This window comes from Nesterenkonia sp. Act20 (assembly GCF_019173455.1).
Lineage (GTDB): Bacteria > Actinomycetota > Actinomycetes > Actinomycetales > Micrococcaceae > Nesterenkonia.
Genome location: NZ_JADPQH010000002.1, coordinates 421,731 through 448,696, shown reverse-complemented (window position 1 = coordinate 448,696; position 26,966 = coordinate 421,731). Strand labels below are relative to the sequence as shown.

Sequence of the window (26,966 nt, the reverse complement as noted above, 5' to 3'; positions counted from 1 at the left end):
TCATCTAGACCGTAGTCTTGCGCGTAGTTAGACCGCTCGGAGTTGTCGCGCGGCGGCACGCATCCCGGACGTGTCAGAAAGGTCTGTGTAGTGCGCGCGGGACGTGGCTGCGTTGTGGCCGAAGAAGGCCGTCCGGACAACCTCGGGGACGGAGTCCAGTAGAAGGCTGTTCAACGTCGCCCGCCATACATGTGATCGTGCGGTCTTCAGGAGTGGGATATCGAGTTGTTCCGCAAGTAGGAGGTAGAGATCGGCGACAGCGGCGGTGCAGTTGCGTCCGTCCCAGGCGCCTGCCGGATCTGCTGGGGAGCCTATGACTCGCTCGTCCTGGTGTTGGGATGAATTTCGGCGTTCGAGGATCCTCGCCGCCACCCTGCCGTCTAGAACTGGGACATGGCGACCCCGGTGAGTTTTCGAAATCGCGGCAGTGACCTCCACTTGCATCGCTCCGTTATCCGCAATCTCAACGTCGCGCCACGTGATGCTAGTGGCTTCGCCGATGCGGAGTCCGGTGGCTGCCTGTAGCAGTGTTAGATCGATCGCGTTCCGTCGCTTGGCAACACGATCTTCAAGCTTCCAGCGACCGCGTTTAGGGTTTTCTATCCCCTCGGATGGATCAATGCTCAGGAGATGATCCACGACGCGGTTGTACTCCTCGCGGCTGAGTGACTTCCCTCCCCGCTGCGGGGGTTGCTTGGGCCCAAGGTCTAGGGACTCACCCTTGATTGGGTCAGCACTGACGAGATTGTCGCGTTTAAGCTGCGCCACGACGTATTTGGATAGCACGCTTCGTGCCTGGTGCGCGGTCTCCGGTCCGTGGAGTTCTGCGATCTCGCGGAGGGCGTTCTCCATTGTGCGGAAGGTGGTCCCAGACGCGATGCTGTGGCCCCTAAGGCTTTCACGGTGGCGGTGAGCTTGGCAGTCGCCGACGAGTTGTTTGAGGACGAGGGAGTATCGCTTCTGGCTGCTCTCGCGGAGACGGGCGTTATCGATAGCCGGTTTCGAAACCGCAGCAATGTAATCGACCAAGGAGTCTGTGGTTTTCCAGGTGCTGTTCGCGCTGCTGAGGAATTCGCTCGAAGTCTGCCGCGCGCGCCGTCTGACCTCGCCCTTGCTGGACCCCTGAGTGCGCTTCGTGACCAGCCTGCCGTCCGGGAGGCGAAGGCTCCAGTCAAGGAGCCAGACACCATCCTTGCTCCTCGGCTGAACACGGTCGATCGAATGCTGTCCCGGGTCCAGTCTCGTCGTGGCTGCGCGCATTCTGCTCATGTCTGGAACGTATTTCTTACTTGTGGTGCAAGTCAAGCAGGCATCTGGGACTGCCGCCCGAATAGGTGGCGGCTATCTGGTCCCAGCCTATCTCCCGCGCGGTCGTCAAGCATGATTTCCCGCGAGAACCTCATTGGTGCCGGCGCGGACCACGATCGGCTTATATTGCCCGTTGTGCTTCAGGCTGCCATGATCGCTGACACGTTGCCGCGCCACGGATTGCGGGCGTAGTGGGCCAGGCCATCGGTGGGGACCGATGGCTTCTCGATCGGGCTGTGAATGTTGGGGACCGTCATCGTTGGGATACAACTTCCTCATCGGTGTCAGTAGGGCCTCATCAGTGGCTAGGCGTGGGCCAGGCCCCAGGCTCTCCGTGTCCGGGCGGACAAGTAAGCTTCCATCAAGCGTCTTTTTCATCGTCCGTATATGCCGAGGAGTGATCGCTGTGCAGCCGACCGATTTTTTTATCGAAGAAGAGAAACTCAGCGCGCTTGGATGGGACTCGATTACGGAAAGAACCTTTCGTGAGGACTTCCTTAAACAAGTTCGCCAACGACCGTCTGCTGAGCATCCAGATCTCGATGTTGCGGTGGGGCTAAATCGTCTAGTGCACAGTGAATGGATGAAGGCAGGCACTGGTGGCGGAATGGAACTTACGGGCGACCAGATCGAGCTATCGCAGAAGACACTGAAGTCGGTGCTTCAGCGCCTGGGCGTCGTGCTTGACCTCCCGTGGAGGAACTACGACGATTTCAAGACTTACTGGATCCAAAAGGGATGCTACGGAAGCTGGCAGGCGCGTCGAGACCTGCTCGGGGAGTACTTCGACCCGGTATTCGAGGAGTTAGATCGTCTCGAAGAAACCCAGGATGCGGGCAACCTAGTCGAAGCGGTGTCGCCGCACGAGACTCTTGGATGGCCAATGGTCGACGAAGAGCTGCGGACGCTACGCTTCCATTTCAGACGCGCGAAGGATGCCGCGGACCACCGAGATGTTGGCAATCGGAGCGTCGCGCTCTTGGAGGCGCTTAGCCGAACCCTTTACGTGGAAGACAAGCACAGACGCGCGGGTGAGTCTGTGCCGTCGGTGGATAAAACCGAGGCCCGCCTAGGGCGGTATGTAGAGGATTCTCTGGCTGGCAAGGACCACGAAGCGGTGCGCGGTGTGGTCAAGAAGGCGACTGTGCTTGCGCACAAGGTGAAGCACAATCCGACCTCGACCCGCCGCGAGGCGGGCATCGCCGCTGACTCGGCAATCATGCTGGCCCACCTCTTGCGTCGCGTAGATCAGGATCTCTAGAACGCGCTTCCGTTGGGGTGAGAGTCCGAAGGGGGTAGCCACATTCTGAGATATCTCACGGAAAGCTACCGTGGCGCGGCTTCGGCCTCCGAACCCACAAATCCGAACTCCCCTCCCCGTGGGCGCCTCACTGAGGGCCCCGGGTGGCGCGCCGGGCGGTGCGGGCCTGCCTGGTCTTGGTGTGGTGGCAATCGGTGCAGAATGTTTGGAGGTTGGCTGGATCGGTGAGCGCTCTGCCGTCGGCGATCTGAACCGCACTGGGATTCTTGGAGACTCCTTCGTTTGGAAAGGGTGATGAAGACATGCCACAAGAGATCAAACTGGGCAACGCGACCACGCGCCGCTACTCCGAACAGGAGAAGGCCGCAGCGCTGCGTATGGTCCGCCAGCTGCGCAAGGAGCTGGGCACCGACCACGGCACGGTGAAGCGAGTCGCGTCCCAGCTGGGCTACGGCCCCGAGTCAGTCCGGTCCTGGGTCCGCCGAGCTGATATCGATGACGGCCATGCCCCGGTGTCAGCACCGAGCAGTCCGCGCGGGAGAAGGCCCTGGAACAAGAGAACCGTGAACTGCGGCGGGCCAACGAGATCCTGAAGCGGGCCGCGACTTTCTTTGGGGCGGAGCTCGACCGCCAGTCACCGAGATAGTCGCCTTCATCGACGCGAACAAGGACGACGTCATCGACGGTCGTCGACTCGGAGTCGAGCCCATCTGCACAATCCTGCAGGTGGCTCCGAGCACCTACTACGCAGCAAAGAACCGTGCCCCCTCAGCCCGCAGCGTCAGAGATGCCGAGCTGATCTCGGAACTGGTAGAACTCCATGCGCAGAACTACGGGGTCTATGGCGCCAGGAAGCTCTGGAAGGCCGCAAACCGGACCGACCTGCAGATCGGTAGAGATCAGACGGCGAGACTGATGCGCCAAGCTGGTCTCGAAGGTGTTCATAGGCGCAAGAAGATCCACACCACCAAGAGCGACCCCGAAGCGCCCCGGCATACGGATCTGGTCAATCGCGAGTTCACCGCGATCGCGCCGAACCGGCTCTGGGTCACCGATCCGACCTACATGCCAACCTGGGCCGGTGTCGCCTATGTCTGCTTCATCATCGATGCCTTCAGCAGGGCGATCGTCGGGTGGCGGGTCGCGTCTACGATGCGCACCGAGACGGTGCTCGATGCCATCGAGATGGCCCGCTGGTCCAGAGGCCCACGGCATGAGCAGCTGCGGTGCCACAGCGATGCAGGATCTCAGTTCACGTCCATTCGCTACGGCGAGAGACTGGCCGAAATCGGGGCCACTCCTTCAATTGGAACTGTCGGGGATAGTTGCGAGAATGCCCTGGCTGAGACCGTCAACGGGTACTACAAGGCCGAGCTGATCCGAGGCCCGGTGCGCGCTCAGCGAGGTCCTTAGAAGACGGTCGAGGATGTGGAGCTCGCCACTCTGGGGTGGGTGCACTGGCACAACACTGAGCGGCTTCATGGCTACCTCCGTGACCGGCCGCCGGCTGAGTTCGAGGCCCTGTTCTACGATGACAGCACCAGAACCAATGAGCTGGTGGAATCCCTATAGCTGGAGTCTCCATCAATCCCAGTGCGGTTCAGGAGAGCTGTCCGCTACGGGATGTGATTAGTTCGCGCTTCGGTTACTTCTTTTGGAAGACCAAGGATGAGAACATCCGAGACCAGGGCCTGAGCGCGCGTGCCTAAGGTCTTGGTCGTAGAGCCCTTCTTGGGGATGGCGATATCATCGCTACAATCAGCCTATGCAACGAAGCCCGGTCGGCCGGTCGCTCGATTTCGACTTGGGCAACGTAGCTCAATGGACTCCGGGGCGGTGCTGTTCGACGATGAAAGCATCAGGCCAGAGCCGTTGTAAAGGTTGCCGCCCCTCAGTCGAACGAACCCAGGTGTGACCCTTATGGTCGGTAAAGATCACGACGATCCGCCCCTCACGTTCCCATTGGCCTGAGTGTCCAGCCGGTGGTTTCGGCTCCCAGTCATCCATCGATTGGGGTACATCGAACCTCAAGTCCAATTCAATTATGTGGTGTGGCGAAATGTCCCCACACAACCAAATCTGCTTACTTTCGGGCTCTGCAATTATGGGGGGATCCACATCAGCCCAGTCTTCCTCCTCCCTACCAAATGAGGGGTCATCTTCGACTATGTCTGCTGGTATCGGGGCAGATCGGCCACGCTTCAACACCGCCGAGATGTCCGGGACCTTGACCTGAATATCAGTGAATCGCTCTTTCCCTCGGTTGGTGAGTTCCAAACGCACTCCAATTACCTCTCGGCTGTGCTCCTCCGCGGTAAACGCTGACACGTCGACCTTTAGGGGCATTGCGATGGCCTTCGCTTCAGCGTCCCGATCGACTCGAAGGTTCCTTTGCTCGTCCGCATCAGACCGAAACTTCAAAGCCGCGTAGATGAGAGCCCCAGTGGTGCCTAGCGCCCCCATACCTGTAGCCCATCCCGCCCAGTCGACCGCATCTCGTGGGGCTATATAGAAGCTCTCAGGATTGCGTGCCCAGTTGGCAATAGCCGCGAAAGTGATGAGCAGCGCGAGGATGAAGCTTAAAGCTCCCAAGACGCGAAAGAGAGTAGGTGTCTTGAGGTGTTCTTGCATTCGGAGAACCACTCCGGACTTGGATTCTCGGATGGCGCGTTGCAATTTCGTTTCCCTACTCAAGGTGCCCCACTGTTCCCGACGCGTAACGCCGTCTGGCCGTACTGGGTGACAAGAGACTGCTCAGACTTCGACAGGACGGTCTCTGGTGAGCTCGAAGATGGCCAGCTCAACCTGCGCCCGGGTCCGGCCCAGCGGCGACCCCCAAGCATCAAGTAGCTCCAGGTAGCGGAGATAGTCGTGACTCGAAGTCGTGGAGAGGCTGACATGGTCGTCATCCGCGGTGTGGTTGGCGATCCAGTCACGGACTCGCTTATCTAGGATGGGAGCAACCTCTGGACCGTCTACTGCGCTGGTCATTGAGCAGAAAAGCTAGCCACTTCGTGAAGAACGCACCACCCAAGTAGTTGATCTTGCCCTCGTTGTTCATGAATCGAAAGCCTTCTGCGGCTCCCGCTTGACGGGCGCGCTCCGCACCGGAAAGAAGTCGGTCGCGGATAGAGTCGTCGACGACTGCGCTTGTGTTGCCTCGTGTAGCCACGCCTGTCAGAATCCGTCGCGCGCGGAAGGGACCGTATCCTCCTGGGCCGCCCCAGATTAGAACGGGCACGAACGCTCCCAGCACCCGATCTCTCGAAAGATTCGCCTGCACTGCGCCACGTACCGTCTCTCGATCGAGACGATCGGGGAGAGTTCGGAGTACAGAGCCAGCGTCAGAGACGTCGTGGATCTCCGCTTCCCACTTGGCGCGGTTCCAAGGGAATGCTGCTTGGGCGGGCAGGTCTTCGGAGAGTCGGGTGGCGAGCACGTCTGGGATCTTCGGCGTCGGCATCATAGGACCCATCTACTCACAGCTGTAACATGAAGAGCGCCTGAGACACGGTGCGCAGCTGATTGTCGTGAAAACCAAGGTGCCTTAGATCGTCTTCAAGTTAGATCACGCTAAACCTTTGGTGGTTCTGGCACGTAGGTGATCAACTACGGGGCGCGTCCTGGGATGTCCGGGGTGAGATTCCCATCCGCTCGCGGAACAGTCGCGCTGACTTGTCACGGGTCAGCTGCAAGCATTCGCTACTGCGCGACGTGCCTGCGATGTGCGAGCCGACGCGCTATTCGCGAACCTCGAGGTCCCAGGTGCGACCCTCATTTGGACATCCGCTCAAATGTCGGAACGGAACGGCCGGACAAGATGTCGAACCTCGGGGTGTAAATGCTCTCCTGCTCAGCAGCCACGATCGAGGAGGTGTCGATGGCTCGTCGAGTCTCTGCGGCGCCGTTGAGCTCGTGATATTTGCACTGGAAGCCTGCGGTGTGCCGCGTGGTTACCTTGTTTGAGCACAGGTTGCCGTGAGCGGGCTTGATGGTGTGGCAGTGGTTCATCTCGGAGTTCAGAAGCTGCGCGCCGGCGTCATCGGTCCAGGCCATGTCATAGCCGGTGGGACCGGTCTCCGGGCGAGAGTTGCCGCAGTGTCCGACGCGGCCGCCGAGGCGTGGATCGCCCAGCGTGTTCCCGAGGTGGGTGTGGATCAGGTGGCACAGGGGGCACAGCACGCGCACGTGCAGTTGGGCATCATCACCCCTTCCGTATCTCGCTGTGGACACGACCCAGGCGATTGGTTCCGACATAATTCGCTCGCTTTCTGCAGATTATAAAGAATATAGTAATCGAGTTTATATGGTAAAAGAAAGTTGGTAAATCTAGAAATCGAGAAGCGCAAGGGGTGGATTATTGTCGTGGGAATTCGCGTGGAAGCTAGCACTGTCGAGACCACCCTGCTCTTCGACACCCTTATTGGGAACTTCATGGCGTTGACTCGGAGATCTTGGGACTGTCCCATTCGCGGAGCCAGGTAAGTGTTCGCCGAAGTTTCCTGGATAATGCCTGCATGAGTTCTTCTGCGTCTGACGCGCTGTTTTCGCTGCTGGACACCCTCTACCACGGTGCCTTGAATGAACGGGACAAGGGCAGCAAGTTTGAAAGGCTCATGAAGTCCTACCTGACGACTGACCCGGTGTACGGCTCCGAGTTCTCCAATGTGTGGCTTTGGAACGAGTACCCGGGCCGCAACGGCCGCACAGATATCGGTGTGGACCTGGTCGCGAAGAATGCCGCCACCGGGGAACTCACCGCGATCCAGTGCAAGTTCCTGGACCCGCAGAGCACCGTCTCCAAGCCCGACATCGATTCCTTCCTCGCGGCATCCTCCCGTTCTGAGTTCGAGTATCGGATGCTGGTCTCCACCAGCGCGAAAGGGCTCGGTCCCAACGCGCAGGCGGCGATCCAGAACGTCGAGCCCTCGGTCTCCGTTCTCAACATCCACGATCTGGCTCGGGCGGATATTGCCTGGCAGCAGTTTTCCATCCAGGCACCGGAGAAGATGGTCCGCGCCGGAGGCCGTAAAGCGCCAAGAGAACACCAGCGCGAAGCGATGGCCGCAGTAAAGAAAGGCTTCGTCGAGCATGACCGGGGCAAGATGATCATGGCCTGCGGTACCGGCAAGACCTACACCGCGCTGCAACTGGTCGAGAACCAGACACCCTCGACCGGCACGGTGCTGTTCCTGGTGCCTTCCATCGCCTTGTTGTCCCAGACGCTTCGGGAATGGAAGAACGATGCCACCGAGGACTTCCGCGCGGTCGCAGTCTGCTCAGACGTGAAGGTCGGGAAGAACACCGACGAAGATGTCTCCACCACTGACCTCGCGGTCCCAGCCACGACGGATGCCTCACGGCTGGTGAACTCCCGAAAACTTGCCAAGGATTACCCGGGCCGGACCGTCGTGTTCTCCACCTACCAGTCCATCGACGTGGTCGCCGAAGCCCAGGCCCGCGGGTTCGGTGACTTCGACCTGGTGATCTGCGACGAGGCCCACCGCACCACCGGAGCAACCATCGCCGGTCGCGACGAATCCGCCTTCGTCAAGATCCACGACAACTCCTTCATCCACGCCGAAAAGCGGCTCTACATGACCGCCACACCCCGAGTTTTCGACGAAACCACCAAGGCCAAGGCAGAAGAAAAGTCCGTGGCCGTCGCCTCAATGGACGACACCTCGAAGTTCGGTCCAGAGTTCTATCACCTGGGGTTCGGCACAGCCGTGGAGAAACAACTTCTAGCCGACTACAAGGTCCTAGTGCTGGCGGTCGACGAGAACGCCGTCAACGACCAGCTCCAGTCACTGCTCACAGATGACGAGGGAGAACTGGGCATCGATGACGTCGCGCGCATCGTGGGGTGCTGGAATGGGCTCGCTACCCGGGGTGCGGATGACCCCGCCGCAGACAAGACTGCGAATGCTGTGGGTCGACCTATGCGCCGCGCCGTGGCATTCGCCTCGAACATCAAAGAGTCCAAACGGGTCGCGGGCATGTTTTCCGGAATCACCAAGCAGCTCGCCGAAGACAGCTCCCGGGACCTGGTGTGTGAAGCCGACCATGTCGACGGAGGGATGAACGTCGCGGTCCGCAACGAAAAGCTCCGGTGGCTCGAAGCGGAGCCCGACCCGGGCGAGTGCCGGATCCTCACCAACGCCCGGTGCCTCTCAGAAGGCGTCGACGTGCCGACTCTCGATGCGGTGATGTTCCTGAACCCGAGGAACTCACAGGTCGACGTCGTCCAGTCCGTGGGCCGGGTAATGCGCACCGCCCCCGGCAAGGACTACGGATACATCATCCTGCCCGTCGGCATCCCCACCGGCATGACCCCCGAGCAGGCATTGAAGGACTCCAAGCGGTACAAGGTCATCTGGAGCGTGCTCAACGCGCTGCGGTCCCACGATGACCGGTTCGAGGCGAAGATCAACAAGATCGACCTCAACGAAGCCCGCGACGAGACCCTTCAGGTCATCGGGGTGGGCACCGGGGCCGACGAGGACGAGGACCCCAGCGTCTCCACCCCGCAGCAGCTGGCCTTCGACCTAGAGTTCCCCGGAGCAGACCAGTGGCGCGACGCGATCTATGCCAAGATCGTCCAGAAGGTCGGCGACCGCGAGTACTGGGAGAACTGGTCCAAAGACATTGCAGAGGTCGCAGGACGGCACACACGGCGCATCCACTCCCTGGTCAACCAGAACCCAACCCCAGAAGTCCAGGAAGCTTTCAGCACATTTGTGGAGGCGCTGAAGGCCAACCTGAACCAGGGGATCGGGGCCGAGGACGCGGTGTCGATGCTCTCCCAGCACCTAATCACCAAGCCCGTCTTCGACGCGCTATTCCAGGGGTATGACTTCGCGGCCCACAACCCGGTCTCCCAGGCCATGGACGCCATGCTGGCCACCCTGGAGGGCAACAACCTCACCGCCGAAACCGAGTCGCTGAACGACTTCTACGCATCTGTGGCTCGCCGCGCGGCAGGGATCAACAACCCCGACGGCAAGCAGAAGATCATCACCGAGCTCTACGAAAAGTTCTTCAAGACCGCGTTCCCGAAACAGGCCGACGCCCTCGGCGTCGTTTACACCCCAGTCGAGATCGTGGACTTCATCATCCACGCCGTCGACGACCTCTCCAAGATCCACTACGGGGCAGGACTCACCGACGAGGGCGTCCATGTGCTTGACCCGTTCACCGGGACCGGCACCTTCATCGTCAGGCTTCTCGAGTCTGGAGTGATCACCTCGCATGATCTGGCGCGCAAGTACGCGAACGAACTCCACGCCAATGAGCTGATGCTGCTGGCCTACTACATCGCCGCGATCAACATTGAAGCGACCTATCACGGGATCGCGGGCGGGGACTATGCCCCGTTCGAAGGCATCGTGCTCACCGACACGTTCCAGATGAGTGAAGACGGCGACACCCTCGACACCGAGGTCTTCACCACCAACAACCACCGGGCTGCCCGCCAGCTGGATACCGACATCCGGGTCATCGTGGGCAATCCGCCCTACTCATCGGGGCAGAACAGCGCGAACGACAACAACGCCAACCAGACCTACCCCACCCTGGACGCCAGCATCCGCGACACTTACGCCAAGAACACCACTGGGCAGAACCGCAACAGCCTCTACGACTCCTACATTCGAGCGATCCGCTGGGGCACCAACCGCATCGGCGACCGCGGGATCCTCGCCTATGTCACCAACGGCGGCTACATCGACTCCAACTCCGCCGACGGACTCCGCAAGAGCCTCGCCGAAGACTTCGACCACCTCTACGTCTACAACCTCAGAGGCAATCAGCGAACAGCCGGAGAACAATCACGCAGAGAGGGTGGCAAGATTTTCGGGGCTGGTAGCCGGGCCACGGTCGCGATCATGATCGGGGTCAAGGACCCCTCACACGCGGGTGATTGTGTGCTGCACTACCGGGACATTGGGGACTACCTGACACGCGAGGACAAGCTCGCTATTGTCCGCGACTCGACCATCACCAGCACCCGATGGGAGAGCGTCACTCCCAACGCTAAGGGCGAGTGGATCAACCAGTCGTCAGACTTCTATGACACGCTTCCGCCCCTGGGAGACAAGAAGGGCTCCGCCGGCCACGCTCCAATTTTTAGGAACTACGGGCGCGGTCTGGCGAGTGGGCGCGACGCGTGGGTTTACAACTTCTCCGAAGTGGAGCTTACTCGGAACATGCGGACCCTGATCGAGACATACAACGAGGACCGCGAGACCTTCCGGCCCACGGGTCAAACAGCTGACGAGCGACTTGCCCAAGCGAAAGCCCACGCGACCTATGATCCGTCCAAGATCAGCTGGAACCGCGGCACCTTCAACGATCTCGCGAACAACAAGCCCTACGAGTTCGAGGACGAGTCGATCAGGGTTGGAATTTACAGACCTTTCACGAAGCAGCGGGTCTATTTCAACCGGCAGCTCAACGACATGATCTACCAGCTCCCGTCGATGTTCCCCACGCCGTCCCACCCGAACTATGGCTTCTATCTTGCGGGAATGGGTAGCGCGGTGCCCTTCTCTGTGATCGCTCTCGACAGCGTCCCAGACCTGCACGTAACTGGCGCAGGCAGCGGTGGCCAGTTCTTCGCCCGATACACCTATCGTCCGGTCAGCGAGGGAGACATGCTGACCGCCATCTCGGAGAACGAGGAGACGACTGTGGACGGCTTCCTCCGGGAAGACAACGTCAGCGACGACGCATTGGACCGCTACAGGAACGCCTTCGGGAAGCGGGTGTCGAAGGACGACATCTTCGCCAACGTGTATGCCATGTTGCATTCTCCGCAGTACCGGGAGACCTACGCGGCCGAGTTGAAGCGTCAACTACCGCGCGTGCCGCTGCCGGAGACAACGGATGCATTCCAAGAGTTCGCCGAGGCCGGCCGTGCGCTGATGGCTCTGCACATTGGCTACGAGACCGTTGAGCCGTACCCACTCGTGGAGGAACACGTCGCTGACGACGAGGCGGCGGCTGACTACTACCGCGTGGAGAAGTTGCGGTGGGGCGGGAAGTCCCGGACTCCGGACAAGTCGAAGATGGTCTACAACCAGAACGTGGCCCTCTCAGGGATACCTGAGCAGGCACATGGGTACGTGCTCGGGTCACGGTCGGCGCTGGAATGGCTCATCGACCGCTACCAGGTCAAGACTGACAAGGCTTCCGGCATCGTGAACGACCCAAATGACTGGGCCGAGGAGCACGGCGATCCTCGCTACGTCGTCGACCTCATCAAGCGCGTAACGACAGTCAGCGTAGAGACTCAGCGGATTCTCCAGGGATTACCCGAGTTGCCCCTCGAATAATCCCGAGTCCTCTTCGGACCAGCGTTGTTCTTGCCTGCCTCCTCACCGGAGGGCTTTCCCAATAGAGCAAACGCGGTTCCGTCGCCGCCCATGGCAACTCCGCTCCGGGACGAGTGCAGGTTTGTGTGTCTAGCTTTCGAGCCGAAGTGCATCTGTTCGAACGGCATAACGAGGGCGCTGCCCCGGGTACGCCGTCGACATTCGGCAGGTACTACGTGAGCGTCCTAGGTGGGTTGGGTGCCTAAGATCCGAATGAGCAGTCCTGTGTTCGTGGTCTGGCTGACTCGGGCTTAACCCTGGCCCCGACCGCCCAGGACCGAAGGGAACGCGGTGAGAAGCTGGTCATAGGGGTGAGTCGGCGTCTCGACGTGGGGATACGGGTCATACTGCGCCAGCCCCGCCTCAACGAAATCGTGCTGTGACAATTGCCCCCAGGGCTCGCCTCCCTGGCTGGCGACGTATAGAAGATCTTCATTTCCGACGCGGTTGAACAGACTCGCAACGCGCTCGAAAGAAAGCGAGTACAAGCACTTGTCTCGGACGCGGTCAGACACGATCCAAATTCTGGCTGGGCCGTGTTTTGACGGGGGATAGAACTCGAGAATGAAGGAGTGGATGAACAGATTGATCAGTTGCCCAACCGTGAGTTGCACCTGACGTTTCGAGTCCAAGTCGTAGTACTCGTAGTACGACCATCGATCGTAGGAGCGGGGCGCCGGGCCGATGAGCGGATGCATTCCAAGTGCGATGCGTTCCCGCGGCAGAAGCGTGGATGTCTTCGCGGACTCTATTAGACGTCGGATTGTGTACATGCCGATCATGAGGTCGCGTTCAACGAGGAACCCTGTGCGTTCCGTCCACCGCGTCGTTTGGGCCCGTCGCTCGAGGGCCGTTGCGACCTTCAAAAGATCCTCTTTCCACGGCACAGAGTCAGAGATCATGCGACAAGTCTCCCAGCCCCAGCTCAAAGTCTTTCCTGAGTTGTGGTGGATCGAGGTGCCCGGGTCCCGCGCCGCATGAGCTGCGCCGCCCGGGAACATGGTGCGGAATGTGGCTCATCGAACTTCAGGTGGGGAGGGCTCCATCGAGACCTCCTCCGATCAGCAGCATCCGTAGCCGATAGTTCTCCCTGTTGCGGAACCCACGAGCCACCCGACGAGCGAGCTCGATCAACCCATTCACCGCTTCAGTACCACCATTGTTCGCCCAGTCGGTGGTGAAGTACGCCAGGAACGCGTCTCGCCAGCGGCGTAGGGTCCTGCCCAGTCTCGCGATCTCTGGCACCGGGCATCCCGGGAAGGATTCCAAGACCTTCAACGCGATCCGGTGACCGGCGCGCAGGTCCTTGTGCTGATAGGCGCTGCTCAGCTCCTGGGCGCACTGGAAGGCGAGGAAGACCTCTTCATGTCGAGGATCAGCCGTGATGGCCCTCTCCAGGCGAGCACACTGGTGCTCGGTGAGGTTCTCCGCTCCTGACTGGAGGACCTTGCGGATCCCGTAGAGCGGGTCGCCCTTGCGGCCGCGGTGACCATGAATGTCGAGCTGGACCCTCCGGCGCACCTCATCGACCGCGGCGGTGCCTAATTTCACGACGTGGAAAGCATCCAGGACCGCCGTCGCGTCTTCCAGCTGGGCATCGATCGCGGTCTTGTACCCAGCGAACGGGTCCAGGGTCGCGACGCTGATCCCAGCCCGGAACGCCTCGCTGCGGCCGGCCAGCCACCCGGCATAGGCAGCGCCGGTGCGCCCAGGGACCAGATCCAGCAGCCGAGCCCGGACCCGACCTTCAGCGTCTCGGGTGAGGTCGACCATCCCGGTCAGCTCTTTGGGTCCGCGTCGGCGCCGATCCACGTGATGCCAGACGTGTTCATCGACTTCCAGGGTGGCGACCCCGGTGTAGCGGCGCTGATCCAATGCCGCAGACTCCAGGGCTGGGCGGATCGCGTGCCACACCGTGTGCCAGTCGATGCCCAGCTGCCGGGCGATCCCGGCTACTGAGACGTTCTCTCGGCGGATCTGGGCGATGCTCCAGCTGATGCACCGCCGAGTCATCAGCGCCCGCGGGGCCGCCACGGCCGGGTCTTGTTCGGTGAAGACCCCACGATCACAGTCGGGGTCCGGGCAGCGCCATCGACGCTTGCGCCAGATCAGCGTCGCCGGGACCCCATAGACCGGGGCATCGATCAGCTCGACCTCATGCCGCCCGGCACTGACTGCCAGGACTGCGCAGTCCGGGCAGCCGGTGAGCCCGGGAGCGGATTCCACGAAGACCTGCAGCTGGGCCTTCTGCTTGCCGTGCTGCTGGCGGTCCTGCGTGGTGGTGCGGTGGACGTCGATCACGTGGAGGCCATCGAGGCCTGCGAAGAGATCGCAATGATCGCAGTAGCCCGTCAGGGTTGGGCAGGCCGGAGCAGGGCGCGTATTCTCAGACACCGGTCGGGGCTCTTTCGACGATTCAGTTTGCTTGGTCGCTACTGATCATCAAGGGCCCCGGCCCCTTCTTACTGACTCACCCTGCTCCTCGGCGTGTCACCCCGCCCCCACCTGAAATCCGTAGAGCCCGGAATGTCTTCTGCCCAGGCAGCTAATTGTCGTGGGAATCATTTCGGAAATCATTAAGGTGCTGCGTCGCCCTAGCCAGCTCGGTCCAGGGCCAGGGGAGACGTCAGTTCGAACTGCGACAGCATAGGGCTCGGAGACCGATCCCAGAGAGATCTGCTGCAGGTGACTACAAGATCCGCAGCGCGCGGTGGCGAGTTAGGCGCCTTCTTCCGTCCTCTTCGGGGTCGAGGCGAGCATCACTCACCGATGCGGTGCGTGCCTTGGGGCTCCGCCCGAGATTCTCATCTCGTCACCCGGGTCGGCCATGGCCGACCCCGTCTCCACCTCGCCCCTCAGCTGCGGAACGCAGCTGGTCCCCTTGGTGCACCGAGGTGGTCTCTGCACTCGCTCTTCTCTGCGAGACACGGCGCAGCCGGGGCGCGCGTCCAGGTCGCCAAACCTGTGGAAAACAGGGCTCATCCGGACGCAGCGAAGCGGAGTCGGTGAGACCTGCCAGGGCACCTGAGAACGGCCCCAGAGGGCCGTGGGAGGGCAAGGAGCGCAGCGACGCAGTAAGGGGCCTGAGGGAGCGCCAGCGACCGAGGGTGACGGAGGACGAAACGAGGGAGCGAAGCGAGCTCGGAGAGGCCGGAGGAAGGAGTGTCGGCTGTGCCGACCACCGGAGCGAGAAGAGGAGGAGCGCAGCGAGTCCGATTCGAAGCGAGGTGCCACTCCCCCTTATGCCCTTTTCTTTCTTTCCGACCTTCAGGAGCTTTAGCGGATGAAGTCGGGCAATAATGCACGTCTATCAGGGGAAACGCTGGTACCTACCCCCTAGGGACCTGCACCTTTATGCCTGGGACCTGGGGTGTGGCAGGTACTTCGGGACCAGGTCCCCCAGGTCAGCGGCTCAGGGTTGGGACCCGGCACAGCTTCTCCGTGACACCCTGGTACCTGCCCTCGCCCCTGGTCCTCTCAGCGGCTTCTAGGGGCTAGGTGCCTGGGTTCGTTGCGCTTCCCCTGGTCTTGTTTTCGGGGCGGTCCTTCTCATTGCTCATCGCCCTCTCTGTGTGCTCTAGGTAGTGCTTGTACGTCAAATGTGGATGCTAGTTATCTGGGGCCGTAGGATCTTCCAGGAACCAGCTACGGCTGCTTTGGATATCGCCTGTCAGAGCCCGTCTTGCAACGTTGCTTCCATCTCAGAACCCCTTTTCAGCCCTGTGGATAACTTGTCGGATCTTGGTGGATCTGCACCGGTGGCGAGGCGGAGTCTTGGACGTGAGAGACCCAGGCCTCGGTTGCCCCGGCAAGACTCTGCAGGTCCTCCTTCGTTACCCTCTGGGACATTGGGAGTGCAGCTCGAAACCGAGGCACGGCAAATCTGTGCGCTGTCCCATTGAGCCACGATCGGCCCTGGCCTCATCGGTGGAGCCGACGTCAAGGTGAAGGGCCACGGGCTCTCCGTCGTGTGCGCCTGGCGGTCGCGAACCGACACCTGCCATGGTCTGCGCGGTAACAGACGGGTCTGCCATGTGGGTTCGAGTGGTCCAAGTTCTCACCGTGGACGGCGGATTGGTTGTGTGATCGTCGTCCGGACAGCGCATGATCTTGTCGTGATCGTGACGACGGGTTGTTCATCAACTGTATTGAAGCTGGTTCTGCGTCGTCGCGGCACTGTCGGAATTTGGTGCGTGCAGTGTCAGCAACTGGTGAGAATGTCGTGTCTGCGGTCCTTAGGGAGCCGCAGGGCGATTTCAGAGCCTTCTTCAACTTACCTATGTGAGCGTGTCTGCGTGAGTGCGACGTAATGGGCTCGTTGAGGTCGACACGCGTCGTCGCGGTGCAGAAAAAAAGAACCCCGTCAGGAGCGAGATGCTCCCAACGGGGTTCTTGAATCGGATAAGTGGTGGCCAGGACGGTTAGGTTTTCGCCTGACGCCTGAGTTGTGCCGTGGCTGACCAAACACGTTCGGAGTCGGAGGAGTGGCCATCCCATGAGAGCCTGAACCTAGCCGTTCCTGTCAGGGGCCGGTGACCGTGAGTCGAAGGAGTACGCCATGAGCTACACCCACACCATCACCGTCCCGATGTCCTATGGCCAGGCGGTGGACGCCACCCGTGCGGCCCTCGCGGAGCAGGGTTTCGGGATCCTCACCGAGATCGACGTCAAAGCCACCTTCACCACAAAGCTCGGGGCCGACGCCGGGGAGGCCGTGGGTGACTACATCATCCTCGGCGCGTGTAACCCCACGCTGGCCAGCAAAGCTCTCGCGGCAGAGCCTGAGCTCGGCGCGCTGCTGCCCTGCAATGTGGTTGTTCGCCGTGGCACCACCGATGATCACGCCACTATCGACGCGATCGACCCACAGACGATGGTGCAGCTCAGTGGCGCGCCCGCGGTCCGAGAGGTCGCCGAGGACGCAGAACAGCGGCTGCGCGCGGCCCTGACCGCACTCAGCGGTATCGCACAGGACTGATCCCAGGGCTGAGCGTTCACGGGGGCTGATCGACAAGCCGTGCTGGCTCAGTGCCCGCGTTCAGCCACTCCCACGGTCCCCGGAAGGCTCCTGGGAAGATGCCCGCGTGGACTATATCGGGCTCCCGCGCAGTGATGATCTGAGCCGTCAGCAGAGAGGTGCACGTCGCTGATGGTGAGACGTCCTGGCATGGCGGAAGTGGGGGCTCAAGGTCGTCTCAGCCCTTTGCCGGCCGCTGAGGGGACTCGTCCATCCGCACGGCCACCACTGCAGCCGCGACAGAGACCATAGACATCGCCGTTGTCGGTGGTCGTTGTGGAATCTGGGACACAGTTCTGCCACTTGTCAGGATCTAGAGTGATGCCATGTCGAACTCGTTTGTCGTGGCCCTCGCCGCGGTCGTCCTGGCCCTTTTGGTACTTCGTCTGGTGATTCCAGGTCTCCCGCCCAGACGTGTGGCCCGGCGCCTGAGCTGGCTGGACCTCTTCCTCACCGTCATCGGGGTGCTGGGTCTGGTGCTTCATTGCGCGTCGATGTTCTTCCGTCCCCTAGTCGCTGCCATACCAGGCACTGACGGTCTGATCAGTCAGATCAACTCTCTCGGGACCGCTAGCGTGATCTGGTACGTGATTCCTGCCGTGTTCGTCATGGTGGGGCTGCGCCGCCAACACTGGATAGCGCTGGTATCGCTCGCGGCGGCGCTGTTGGCAGTCGGCATCACGATGTATAACGGGACCGCGCTGTCTACACATCTGGACACGATCTTCGTCGCGGGACTGATGATCGCAGCCACAGTGTTCCTGCTCAGCATGCCCCCCTGGGCGCGAACCAGGCCAAGGTCCCTGCCCGCTGCCGCCTGACCGGACCTAGAAGCAGCGGAGACGTCCTCTGAGCGACGTATCCGCGCGACTCGAGGCTCTCCACTCTCCGTTCCGTCGTGGCAAGGCCAATCGGTCGAGGGTGGCCAAGTAATCGATGATGCCGATCTCACACTCCGCGAGCTGCTTTTCGGGGCGGGCGTCGTCACCATGCTGGCCTTCCGAGGCTGCTACCGCGTCGGTGCCGGACCGTCTTTCGATCAGGTCGGCTCCTCATGGATGATCGTCGATCCAGTCGGTGAGGTCATTGACGGTCTCGGCCATGATTGCCCGAGACGAGCCGGGCGGATTACCCTCCTGTGCTCGGCCCATAGGCATGGCTTCACTGGAAGCCCCCGGTTCCGGTGCCCTCATCGTCTTCAGCAGTGCTGGAGTCGACCTCAATGTTGTCGTCCTCGGCCTGAATAGCCTCGAATTTCGGGGGCGTCTTGGTCTAGGTCTCAGCTTTGGCCGCGGGCTGAGTGCAGGAGGAAGTCACCAGCCGATACCAGGGTGAACAGGCCGCTTTTCTAACTGACGAGGGTGGCGTAGACCACGTAGTTGTCTTCGTATTCTCCCGTCGCCTGGTTGTACCGGTCGCAGGTGATCAGTCGGAGCTCCGGGTCTTCGGTGTTGCCGTAGACCTCAAGGGTGGGGAAGTTGTCTTGATCGTATTGCTCGGCTTTGGTCACCTCGAATGTCGCGGTGGTGCCGTCTTCCCGGTCGACGGTGATCTCGTCGCCTTCGACGAGGTCGGGTAGATCTGCGAAGACCCGAGGTTCTCCAAGGGAGTCATCGACGTGTCCTAGCAGCACTGCGGGGCCCTGCTCTCCGGGGGGCGGGGACCCGTGATACCAGCTGGCGGGGGAACCGGCGTCTCCTGGGGGCACATCGAGGGTGTTGTTCTCTTGGAGTCCTAGGTGCAGCAGTTCGGAGCTTGCCCCGATGGCAGGGATGTCGAAGGATGCAGGCGCCGCGGCGTCAGCGACGTCCTCACTCTGACTGTCCTGATCGTCTTGCCCGGGGGATGCCGTGGGCGAGGCTGAGGCAGTGCCGTCGTCTGTTTCTGACTCGTCCGGTTCATCCTGCGCGGACCCCTGCGTCTGGGAGGATTCTGGTGTTTCTGTGGGGTTGGCTTCATTCTCGGTGGCTGCCGTGTTATCAGGCTGCCCGGGAGTGGATTCGTTGTCCTGTCCTGGGGAACACGCTGTGAGCGCCAGCATGAGCATGGTGCCGGTCGCGACAGCGGCGTTGCGTGATCGCCGGCTTCTCAGGGTGGCGGTGGGGGCCTCGGGGCGTTGGTGACGGGTGTGCATCATGCGAGGTCTTTTTCACGTAGTCGGTAGACCCCAGAAGGTGAAGACGTGGTGGGGTCCTTGTTGCTCCAACGAAGTTGGGCGACTCGTGAATCTCCGGTGGTGCCTCCGGCGCGTCCGTGGAGCGAGTGAATCACGGAGAACCCTGATGTCGCACGGGTCCCTGACGCGGCTAGATCGGACCTCATCGTCTGAGGACTCGATGGGGACCCTGCCCACCGGAGATTCAAGATGGACTCACGCCTGAAGGTGTTCCAAGATGGCAGCTGCAACGTCTTCGGGTGAATCTTCCGTGGGGATGTGCTTGCCCGTCACTTCAATGAGGTCGCTTGCTGGGATCTCGCGGACGTAGCGCCGCGCGAATTCAATCTTCTGGAACTCGTCGTCGCGTCCCCACACCAACCGGGTCGGCACGGCTGCCTCCTTCAGAGCGGTCACTAATTCGAGCGTGTACGTGTTGTCCGCGGCTGCGGCCATCGCCATCCAGGATCGTGAGCGGGCCGAGTCCTGCCAGGGGGAGAGGTAATCGGCGAGCTCTTCCTCGGTCAGCTCCCGGCTCACGGCCCGCCGTGTGGCTTCACGGCGTCCCTCCTGCAGCTGCTCGGCGGTCACCGACTCGCGAACGGCCGGATCCCGGAAGCGTGCCACCGCCGGAACAGGCCAGGAATCGAACATGACAGCGTTCATCAGCACCATGTGGCTGACTCGGCGGCTGTGCACCGCGAGGTGCTGCGCTATCCCACCGCCGATGTCGTGCGCGGCCACAGCGAAGGTGTCCAGACCAAGTGCGTCGGCGGCGTCCAGGACAGTACCGGCAAGGGCCGGGACGCTGGCTTCATCGACGTCGAGCTCTCCATCACTGCGACCGAAACCTGGCAGGTCCAGGGCGATGCAGTGCACGCTTTCGCCCAGCTTGGCCAGGAGGGGCTGCCAGACCCGGCTCCAGAACGTGCCGTGCAGCAGCAATAAGGTGTTGTCGCCGGCGTCTCCGCTGGTGAGATAGGACAAGCTGGTGCCATTGACTTCGATCTGTTCCCGGCGGACCGTGGTATCAGTGGCTGTCATCGGTTCTCCTTCTGGTAGGAACGTTTCGCCAGCAACGAGTCAACATATGAATCTCGTCCGGGTCCGCGCGTCCCCGTTGACTGCAATGCAGGGAGACTGCCCCGCTGGGGATTCCGGGCCACTCTGGGGAGACTCGGCTGATCTTCTCGGTGCGAGGAGCACCTCAGCCCCGCAGTGCCGTTCTGGGCGTCATGTCGATCGCGCTGACCGGCTCAGTTGTTCTGCAATTTGTCGGGGCGCGCTGCGGTTACTCTCGTGGGTCCCACGCTGGAGCTTCACCCGTTCGCTATGGGGGACCAGTTGCGCGATGTCGACTGTCGGCCTGTAGTGGACGCGGTCTTTGCGGCCCACTAACACCAGGACTGGGCTGGTGATCTTGGTGAGATCTCCCCGGAGGTCCAGTGTCAGGTAGGCCTCGAGGATGCTGGCTACCTTCTTTGGCTCTAGTTTCCGGCCGGTGCGGAACTCGATATATCGGTGGATCAGTCGGCGTCTGCGCAGCAACATCCGGCTGGGCCATCCGCGCGGATTCATCTGAGGCGCCGCGAGCACATAGTGGTGATCACGGCCAGATGTGTACGTGCCCGCGTGCTTGGCGGCGATCACCGCACCGGAGGAGAGCCCACAGATGACAGCATCTGCCTCTCCGATATGGCTGTCCAGTTCCTGTGCGGCGCGCGCCCAGGAAAACTGATCGCCCTCGAACCCCAGTGTCAGCATGTCGATCGCCGTCACCGGGACATCCTGAGGCAGGTGCGTTAGGACTTTGTCCCAGTGGCTCATATTTTGGGCCAGTCCTTGGATCAGATACACATGTCGAGGCACATGCCTCACCTTATGGCACTTCAGGCGCACTGTTCTGCGGGACTGTTCTGCGGTGAAAGACGGGGCCGCCTACCGCGGTTCGGGCTCGACGGCCGCGGGGCTTCATGATGATGGGTGTCGCACCAGTGTCGGCGTGGGGGGGGGGCCTGTGGGCGCCTGCATCCGCGGACCCGTGGAGTGGGTGCTAACCGTAGCTGGGCTGGGGTTCCTGGTCTCGGGCATGGCGGGCCAGCTGGTCCAAGGCGGCGGGCCAGTATTGCGCGCACCACTGAAAAACCTCGGTCGGCCGCAGCACGCCGAGGGCCTCGCGGCCTTCGAGAACCAGAAGAGGGCGAATCTCGGTGTGACCGAACAGTTCGACCACCTCAGCCATCATCACGTCGCCCTGGAGCGTGGGATGAGGGTGTACCGCGCAGGCACACCGTCGGGAGGCCCACTTCTCAGGTCTGGCGAGTTGCAGTTCAGCGAGATCTCGTTCGGTGATGATCCCGATGGCGCGGTCGGAGAGGTTCGTGATCACCACATAATCGAGGCCCACCTCACGCAGCAGTCGGTCAGCACTGGCCAGGGAGCGCGTTTCACAGAGAGTCGACCCTAGGGGCCGTATCAGGGCGCGTACTTGTGTCGCAGGTGTGTCGCTGGGTGCCATAGTGCTCACCTCATCAGTTGTATTCACCAGTGGACTTACTGAGGACTTCTGAACCTGGTGCCGTGGCGCCAAACCCGGTCGTGGTGGCCGGTTTGGGCGTGTGGTTGAGGGCCTTCAGAGTACGCCGAGCCTCGGTGTAGCTGTCTACCCCTGGGGCCCTCGATCAGGGCGGCGGCGGTCTTCTGCACGGCGTCCAAATCACCGGACGTGTCGCCTCTGCTGTGCCCGAGCAGGGATTTGAGGCGCTGTGGGGGTGCCGCGCACGGCGCCTCGCGAGGGACGCCCCAGCCAGGGTTCTGGAGGCTTCCCCCAGGGTGGGCACACAAAATGCAGGACCTGGACTGAATTCTGAAACATCAGTGCATTAATGAGGTCTAGCGCGTGGATTCCAACGAGATGTAGAGTCAACATGTACGTCTTTTTCATCCGTACTGGAATGCTCTGGGAAGGAAGAATCATGACTACCTCCTCCGCCCGCTCTGTTGACCACCGACCAGCTCGCCGGACGCCGGTGCAAATCGTCGCTGCGATCTACGGGGTCGTTTTCCTCATCGTGGGGGTCTTGGGGTTCATCCCCGGGGTGACCACCGGCTATGAGACGTTGCAGTTCGCTGGGCACCACTCTGAAGCGATGCTTCTGGGGATCTTCCAAGTCTCGATCCTGCATAACATCGTGCACCTGCTCTACGGCGTCGTGGGGTTGGTCTTGGCGCGGTCTAGTACCTCAGCGCGGCTCTACCTGCTCTTCGGCGGCATCGTGTACCTGATCCTGTGGGTGTACGGGTTGGTCATCGACAAGGACTCTGCCGTGAACTTCGTTCCTCTGAATACGGCTGACGACTGGCTGCACCTGGTGTTGGGAGTAACGATGGTCGCATTGTCATTCCTGCCAGGGAGAAGGAAGCACACCGTGGCCGATGACCCGGCACGTGATGACCCTGAGCTGGGTCGCCGCGATCGCTAGTCCCGCACGGGGGCTTCCACGCTCCGCACCGAGGTTTTACTCCTCGAAGGGCTATGGTCTGGGGATCATAGCCTGAGCCTAGAAATTCAGAGTCAGGAAGCAGAGGTTTAGTGGCGAGTGCCACCATGTTCCCCAGCTTCGATCTCAGGGGCGATGAAATACTCCGGGTAGGTGGCCTAGGTGCGGTTGATCCATGTGGTGCGCCACGCAGCAGCGTTGGCACCGTGGATGACCCAGGGGTGGACCGCGACCAACATGAGTTCCTCCGCCCTGTCCTGACTCTGCCGTGCCCCGTACGCTCCTGGAGATGGTTCCCACCGCGGGGCGGGTTGGAAGCTGAGGAAATGAGCGAAGAGACCCTCGACGCCTCCCCGATGCGGCAGTGATCGAGCAGCCGCGCTCGGACCGTTGCTGAGGGTCAGCAGTTCGGCACTGCGGCTCAGGGCTTTGATCCCCGGGACGACGTCCGGGTGCAGTTCCAGGCCGGTGAAGGTCCCCATGAAGTGAGCAACCGATGTCTGATGATTCCGAGCGCCCGCAGTTTCACATAGCCCACGTTCCAGGCTCTGAGCCTCGATATCCGCGATATCTGGGGTGCCCCCGGCGGCAGTGAGCGCAAAACCATCTCGGAGGAGCCCCGCAAACCACAGTCGAGCAGCAGAGCCCGGCAGACCACAGTCTTCAAAGGCTCCTGAGAGAGGTGCCAGATCAGAGAGCGTCTCATTGACGTCGAAGACCAGTGCAACTGGAACGAGGCACATGCGATGTGTCGTTGTCGAATGGGGCCGGGTTGCTCACGCTGGTCAGCGCCACAGCCTGGGCGAGGGGATTCTCCCGGGTCTGTGGATTATGGACCCGAGAGAACCCCTCAACCGAGGCGATACGCCCTGGCCGGGACTGAGCCCGATCAGGCCCAGTCCCGGTCCCCGACGCATCCCATCACAGGGGACGGCTCAGCGCCGTTGTCAGGTGTTACAGCGAGGGTGCAGCGGGAACATCGAGTTCGGTCTTGACCATGTGGTTGAAGTAGTTGGTGTACAGGTTCAATGCCACATGAGTGGTCAACTCGGTCAGCTCCTCGGTGCTCCAACCGGCATCCAGAGCCGCCTGCCAGGTGGCGTCATCGACGTTGCCCTTCTCAGCAGTCGCCTCGCGGGCGACCTCCAGCAGCGCGGCCAGCTTCGGGTCGAAGTCGACCTCGCCGCGACGGATCGCCACGGTCTGGTCCTCGCTGAGACCGGCACCCTTGGCGCCCTGGGTGTGAGCGGACTGGCAGTAGGTGCACTCATCGACGTTGCCCACGGCCAGCGCGATGGCTTCCCGGGTCTGGGCGTCGAAGGTTCCGTAGTCTTCGATGACCTGCTGGATGGCGACGTAGGCCTGAAGCACGACCGGGGAGGTGGCCATGGCCCCGTGGATGTTCAGGACCTTTCCGAACTGCTCTTCGAGGTTCTTCAGCTCCGGCTGGGCGTTCGCTGGTGCGGTTTCGGTGGTGGCTACGGTGACTCGTGTCAAAGTGGTGCCTTTCTCTCGTTCGGGCTCCGCCTCCCCGATCTGGGGTGCGGAAGAATTTAGGAGGTGCTCCTGGCGATGCTCCGCAGGTGCTGGGGCTCACGGACGGTGATGCGTCCTCGGGTCTGCTTGATGAGGCCCTTCGCGGCGAACTCGGAGAGGACCTTGCTGGTGGCTTCTCGGGTGGCGCCGAGCAGGCCGGCGAGCTGCTCATGGGTGATGCGGATGACTCCGCCGTGCCCCCGCCGGGCGCTGAGCGTGGTGGTCGGTGCCGCTTCAGCCAGGGTCAGCAGGGTCTTGGCCGTGCGGGCTGCCAGGGGGCGCAGCGCGAGGTCGGTGAGGCGCTCTTCGAGTCGGGCGACCTGGCCTCCGAGCAGCTTCGCGATGCGCAGGGCGATGCGTGGGTCCGCGACCAGGTGCTGCTCCACGTCCTCGACGGTGAGCTGGCAGATCACTGACTCCTCGACGGCTTCGGCGTAGTTCTCATACATCCGTTGGCCCACTAGGAGCATCTCCCCGAAGACCGCCCCTGGTTCGAGGATGGCCAGGGTCAGGGCCTTGCCATCCTCGGTGACCCGGAAGATCCGCACCCGCCCGGATTTCAGCACGAACAGGGCGCTGACCGGTTCTGACTGGGAGAAGACGAGGTCTCCGGGGCCGAACCGGCGTTCGGGGATCATCAGCTCCATGGCCTCCATCTCGGCGGGGCTGAGGTCCGCGAAGAGGTCGACCTCGTCCAGGCAGGTGAATCCATCGGCGTTGAGGGTCAAAGGATCTTCTTCCCGTTGGTGGGGGGACCAGGGCTGATCTCCGCACATTGAAGCATGCGTGAGGCGGTGTGCACATGTGGCATGGGACTCCATGATGGACATCTCAACCCCTCCTCTCCAACTTCAACGGCTTCCGCCACTCTAGGAGTGCGGTCAGGGACGGGTCTGCAATCCAGCACACACTCTTCAGAGAACCTCGACCGGGGCGCCTCAACGTGTGACGGTCCACCCGGACGGGTTCTGCAGCGCAACTCCTGTGATGTCTCCCGGGCGCAGCTCCGGGGATCCGGTGACTTCCACCGCCACGGCGGCTTGCTCCTGGTCCTGTTCCGGTCCACGGTCCAACGCCACACGGACCAGGCTGTGCGCGCCGGAGGCCCGGACCTGTGTGACTCTTCCCAGAGCTTGGGCGCCCTCCACGGCAGTTAGACACAGGGACTCCTGCCGCGGCACCAGCAGGGCAGGGCCCTCGGCGGTGTCTGCGGGGACCGGGACCCGGCCCAGGGGCGAATGGTGCGCCCCGCCGCGGACCACCCCGGGGACCTCGTTGAGTCCACCGAGGATCCGGTTGACGGCCCGGGAGGCTGGCTGGTGATGTAGCTGAGCAACACCGCCGTGCTGCAGGATCTCACCGTGGTCCAGCACTGCAATGGACTCGGCCAGGACTGAGGCTTCACGCCGATCATGAGTCACCAGCACGATGGTGGGACGCAGCTGCTCCCGGATCGTCTCGAGGAGCTCGTACATGTCTTCACGCAGAGGCAGGTCCAGCGAGCTGAAGGGTTCGTCCAGAAGCAGAATCCGTGGCTGGCGGGCCAGGGCGCGGGCCAGCGCCACCCGCTGCTCCTGCCCTCCGGAGAGCTGGCCGGGCATGCGCCTGGCGTAGCCGGCGAGCTGGACCAGCTCCAGGTACTCGCAGGCGTGGCGGTGCGCCGCAGCCCTGGAGTGCCCGGCCATGCGGGAGGAGAACGCCACGTTGTCCACCACGGACAGGTGCGGGAACAGCAGGGGCTGCTGAAACACCAGGGCTGTCTCCCGCTTTTCCGCATTGACCTCGCTGACGTCTTCTCCGTCCATGAGCACCCGTCCCGCGGAGGGCCGTTCCAGTCCGGCGGCGATGCGCAGCAGAGTGGACTTTCCACTGCCCGAGGCCCCCAGCAGGGCGACACAGCTGCCCTCGGGTGCCTCCAGCGAGATGTTCGTGAGCACCTCCTGTGCGCCGAACCGATGAGAGATGCCGGAGAAGCTCAGCTGTGAGCTCATGAAGACGTCCTTCCACGCGCGCCGCGACGGGCCAAGAGAATCAGGAGAACAACAGGGGGAACGATCATGGCCAGCGAGAGCGCTGCGGTGAGCTGCTCGCCGCCGGTGCTGGACGCCGCGGAGCCCAGGAGCAGGGGCAGCGTGATGAACTGACCGCCCCCGATCAGCACCGTGGTGATGTAGTCACTCCACCCCACCAGGAACGCGAGGAACCCCGCCCGAGCGATGGCAGGCATCAGCAGTCCCAGCCGGACCTTCAGGACCACCTGGGCAGGGGATGCCCCCAGGGTGCGCGCCACAGCTTCGAACCGATCCTCGTAGGAGGCCAGCGCCGTGACGAACATATAGGTGGTGTAGGGCAGAGCCGTGACCGTCAGCACGATCAGCACTCCTAAGAAGGAGGGCGCCCGCGCCCCGAGCAGCAGCACATTGGAGCCCATGACCAGAGCGAAGGGAGGCACTGCCAACGGCGTCAGCATGACAAACCCGATCAGGCGCGTGGACGCTGGAGAACCTCCAGGCGTCGGTCCGCGCAGGCCGAAGGCGGCGAGGCCACCGAGCACGGTGGCCGTCACCGCGACGCTGAGCCCCAGCCCCAGCGACCTGACCCCGGCCATCAGCACCTCAGGCTCCGCCAGGGACAGCGCGGCGTCGGCCGTCCAGGAGCTGGGCAGCACATCCGGTGCCCGCCACGCCCCCGCCGCCGACCACAGCAGCACCGGCACCAGCGGCAGCATGATCCAGATCAGCAGGGCCAGCCCAAGCAGCAGCGGCAGGACAGTGCGGACTCGCCATCGCGGACGACGGCGGCGGCTCACCTCAGA

The 26,966-nt window shown here is 62.2% G+C and carries 21 protein-coding genes and 1 pseudogene; 6 read left to right on the top strand and 16 right to left on the bottom strand.

Annotated elements, in window-relative coordinates; all coding sequences use genetic code 11:
* Nucleotides 1–27: 27 nt before the first annotated feature.
* Nucleotides 28–1,269 (bottom strand): tyrosine-type recombinase/integrase, encoded by a 1,242-nt coding sequence (locus tag IY716_RS11710; RefSeq protein WP_218221872.1) that lies wholly within the window; start codon nt 1,267–1,269, stop codon nt 28–30.
* 445 nt (nt 1,270–1,714) lie between these two features.
* Here IY716_RS11710 and IY716_RS11705 point away from each other — a divergent pair, with 445 nt between their 5' ends.
* Together IY716_RS11705 and IY716_RS11695 are read left to right on the top strand one after the other, a co-directional pair.
* Nucleotides 1,715–2,569, top strand: coding sequence for a hypothetical protein (locus IY716_RS11705; protein ID WP_218221871.1), 855 nt, complete (start codon nt 1,715–1,717; stop codon nt 2,567–2,569).
* A 302-nt stretch (nt 2,570–2,871) separates the two neighbouring features.
* Nucleotides 2,872–4,141: pseudogene (locus IY716_RS11695) on the top strand (IS3 family transposase).
* Nucleotides 4,142–4,387: 246 nt separating this feature from the next.
* Here the strand turns inward: IY716_RS11695 and IY716_RS11690 are convergent.
* The 4 genes from IY716_RS11690 to IY716_RS11680 all read right to left on the bottom strand — a co-directional run bounded on the left by IY716_RS11690 (nt 4,388) and on the right by IY716_RS11680 (nt 6,757).
* The gene (locus IY716_RS11690; RefSeq protein WP_218221869.1) at nt 4,388–5,200 is read right to left on the bottom strand and encodes a hypothetical protein; all 813 of its coding nucleotides are present in this window, start codon (nt 5,198–5,200) and stop codon (nt 4,388–4,390) included.
* A gap of 123 nt (nt 5,201–5,323) precedes the next feature.
* A complete protein-coding gene (locus tag IY716_RS11685) occupies nt 5,324–5,560 on the bottom strand; it encodes a hypothetical protein (protein WP_218221868.1) in 237 nt (78 codons plus the stop codon).
* Nucleotides 5,514–6,032 (bottom strand): hypothetical protein, encoded by a 519-nt coding sequence (locus IY716_RS14095; protein ID WP_369699729.1) that lies wholly within the window; start codon nt 6,030–6,032, stop codon nt 5,514–5,516. Before IY716_RS14095 ends, IY716_RS11685 begins: the two co-directional genes overlap by 47 nt.
* A gap of 311 nt (nt 6,033–6,343) precedes the next feature.
* A complete protein-coding gene (locus tag IY716_RS11680; protein WP_218221867.1) occupies nt 6,344–6,757 on the bottom strand; it encodes a hypothetical protein in 414 nt (137 codons plus the stop codon).
* A gap of 329 nt (nt 6,758–7,086) precedes the next feature.
* Between IY716_RS11680 and IY716_RS11675 the strand changes: the two genes are divergently transcribed.
* On the top strand, nt 7,087–11,904 hold the full coding sequence (locus IY716_RS11675; RefSeq protein WP_218221866.1) for a type ISP restriction/modification enzyme: 4,818 nt from the start codon (nt 7,087–7,089) through the stop codon (nt 11,902–11,904).
* Nucleotides 11,905–12,194: 290 nt separating this feature from the next.
* Here IY716_RS11675 and IY716_RS11670 read toward each other — a convergent pair whose 3' ends face one another.
* Both IY716_RS11670 and IY716_RS11665 read right to left on the bottom strand, forming a co-directional pair.
* Nucleotides 12,195–12,845 carry a hypothetical protein gene (locus IY716_RS11670; protein ID WP_218221865.1) on the bottom strand — a complete coding sequence of 217 codons (651 nt, stop codon included), beginning with the start codon at nt 12,843–12,845 and terminating at the stop codon, nt 12,195–12,197.
* A gap of 124 nt (nt 12,846–12,969) precedes the next feature.
* A complete protein-coding gene (locus IY716_RS11665) occupies nt 12,970–14,337 on the bottom strand; it encodes an ISL3 family transposase (protein WP_369699700.1) in 1,368 nt (455 codons plus the stop codon).
* Nucleotides 14,338–16,501: 2,164 nt separating this feature from the next.
* Between IY716_RS11665 and IY716_RS11660 the strand changes: the two genes are divergently transcribed.
* Nucleotides 16,502–16,921: a DUF302 domain-containing protein gene (locus tag IY716_RS11660; RefSeq protein WP_218221864.1), complete on the top strand. Its 420-nt coding sequence runs from the start codon at nt 16,502–16,504 to the stop codon at nt 16,919–16,921.
* Between the two features lie 365 nt (nt 16,922–17,286).
* On the top strand, nt 17,287–17,781 hold the full coding sequence (locus tag IY716_RS11655; RefSeq protein WP_218221863.1) for a hypothetical protein: 495 nt from the start codon (nt 17,287–17,289) through the stop codon (nt 17,779–17,781).
* A 527-nt stretch (nt 17,782–18,308) separates the two neighbouring features.
* Here the strand turns inward: IY716_RS11655 and IY716_RS11650 are convergent.
* The 4 genes from IY716_RS11650 to IY716_RS11635 form a co-directional block, all read right to left on the bottom strand.
* Nucleotides 18,309–19,097: a class F sortase gene (locus IY716_RS11650; protein WP_255316753.1), complete on the bottom strand. Its 789-nt coding sequence runs from the start codon at nt 19,095–19,097 to the stop codon at nt 18,309–18,311.
* A 234-nt stretch (nt 19,098–19,331) separates the two neighbouring features.
* Nucleotides 19,332–20,159, bottom strand: a complete 828-nt coding sequence (locus tag IY716_RS11645; RefSeq protein WP_218221862.1) for an alpha/beta fold hydrolase — start codon at nt 20,157–20,159, stop codon at nt 19,332–19,334.
* Nucleotides 20,160–20,348: 189 nt separating this feature from the next.
* Nucleotides 20,349–20,972, bottom strand: coding sequence for an alpha/beta fold hydrolase (locus IY716_RS11640; RefSeq protein WP_369699728.1), 624 nt, complete (start codon nt 20,970–20,972; stop codon nt 20,349–20,351).
* Nucleotides 20,973–21,168: 196 nt separating this feature from the next.
* Nucleotides 21,169–21,633, bottom strand: coding sequence for a CBS domain-containing protein (locus IY716_RS11635; protein WP_218221860.1), 465 nt, complete (start codon nt 21,631–21,633; stop codon nt 21,169–21,171).
* A 457-nt stretch (nt 21,634–22,090) separates the two neighbouring features.
* On the opposite strand from IY716_RS11635, the gene IY716_RS11630 reads away from it, so the two are divergent.
* Nucleotides 22,091–22,597, top strand: a complete 507-nt coding sequence (locus IY716_RS11630) for a DUF4383 domain-containing protein (RefSeq protein WP_218221859.1) — start codon at nt 22,091–22,093, stop codon at nt 22,595–22,597.
* 176 nt (nt 22,598–22,773) lie between these two features.
* Here the strand turns inward: IY716_RS11630 and IY716_RS11625 are convergent, their stop codons facing one another.
* From IY716_RS11625 to IY716_RS11605, 5 genes are all read right to left on the bottom strand, one after another.
* Nucleotides 22,774–23,097, bottom strand: a complete 324-nt coding sequence (locus IY716_RS11625) for a hypothetical protein (protein ID WP_218221858.1) — start codon at nt 23,095–23,097, stop codon at nt 22,774–22,776.
* Between the two features lie 472 nt (nt 23,098–23,569).
* Nucleotides 23,570–24,112: a carboxymuconolactone decarboxylase family protein gene (locus tag IY716_RS11620; RefSeq protein WP_218221857.1), complete on the bottom strand. Its 543-nt coding sequence runs from the start codon at nt 24,110–24,112 to the stop codon at nt 23,570–23,572.
* A gap of 56 nt (nt 24,113–24,168) precedes the next feature.
* The gene (locus tag IY716_RS11615) at nt 24,169–24,879 is read right to left on the bottom strand and encodes a Crp/Fnr family transcriptional regulator (protein ID WP_255316752.1); all 711 of its coding nucleotides are present in this window, start codon (nt 24,877–24,879) and stop codon (nt 24,169–24,171) included.
* Nucleotides 24,880–25,089: 210 nt separating this feature from the next.
* Entirely contained in the window at nt 25,090–26,142 is a 1,053-nt protein-coding gene (locus tag IY716_RS11610) for an ABC transporter ATP-binding protein (RefSeq protein WP_218221856.1), read from the bottom strand.
* Nucleotides 26,139–26,960: an ABC transporter permease subunit gene (locus IY716_RS11605; RefSeq protein WP_218221855.1), complete on the bottom strand. Its 822-nt coding sequence runs from the start codon at nt 26,958–26,960 to the stop codon at nt 26,139–26,141. Before IY716_RS11605 ends, IY716_RS11610 begins: the two co-directional genes overlap by 4 nt.
* Nucleotides 26,961–26,966: the final 6 nt, after the last annotated feature.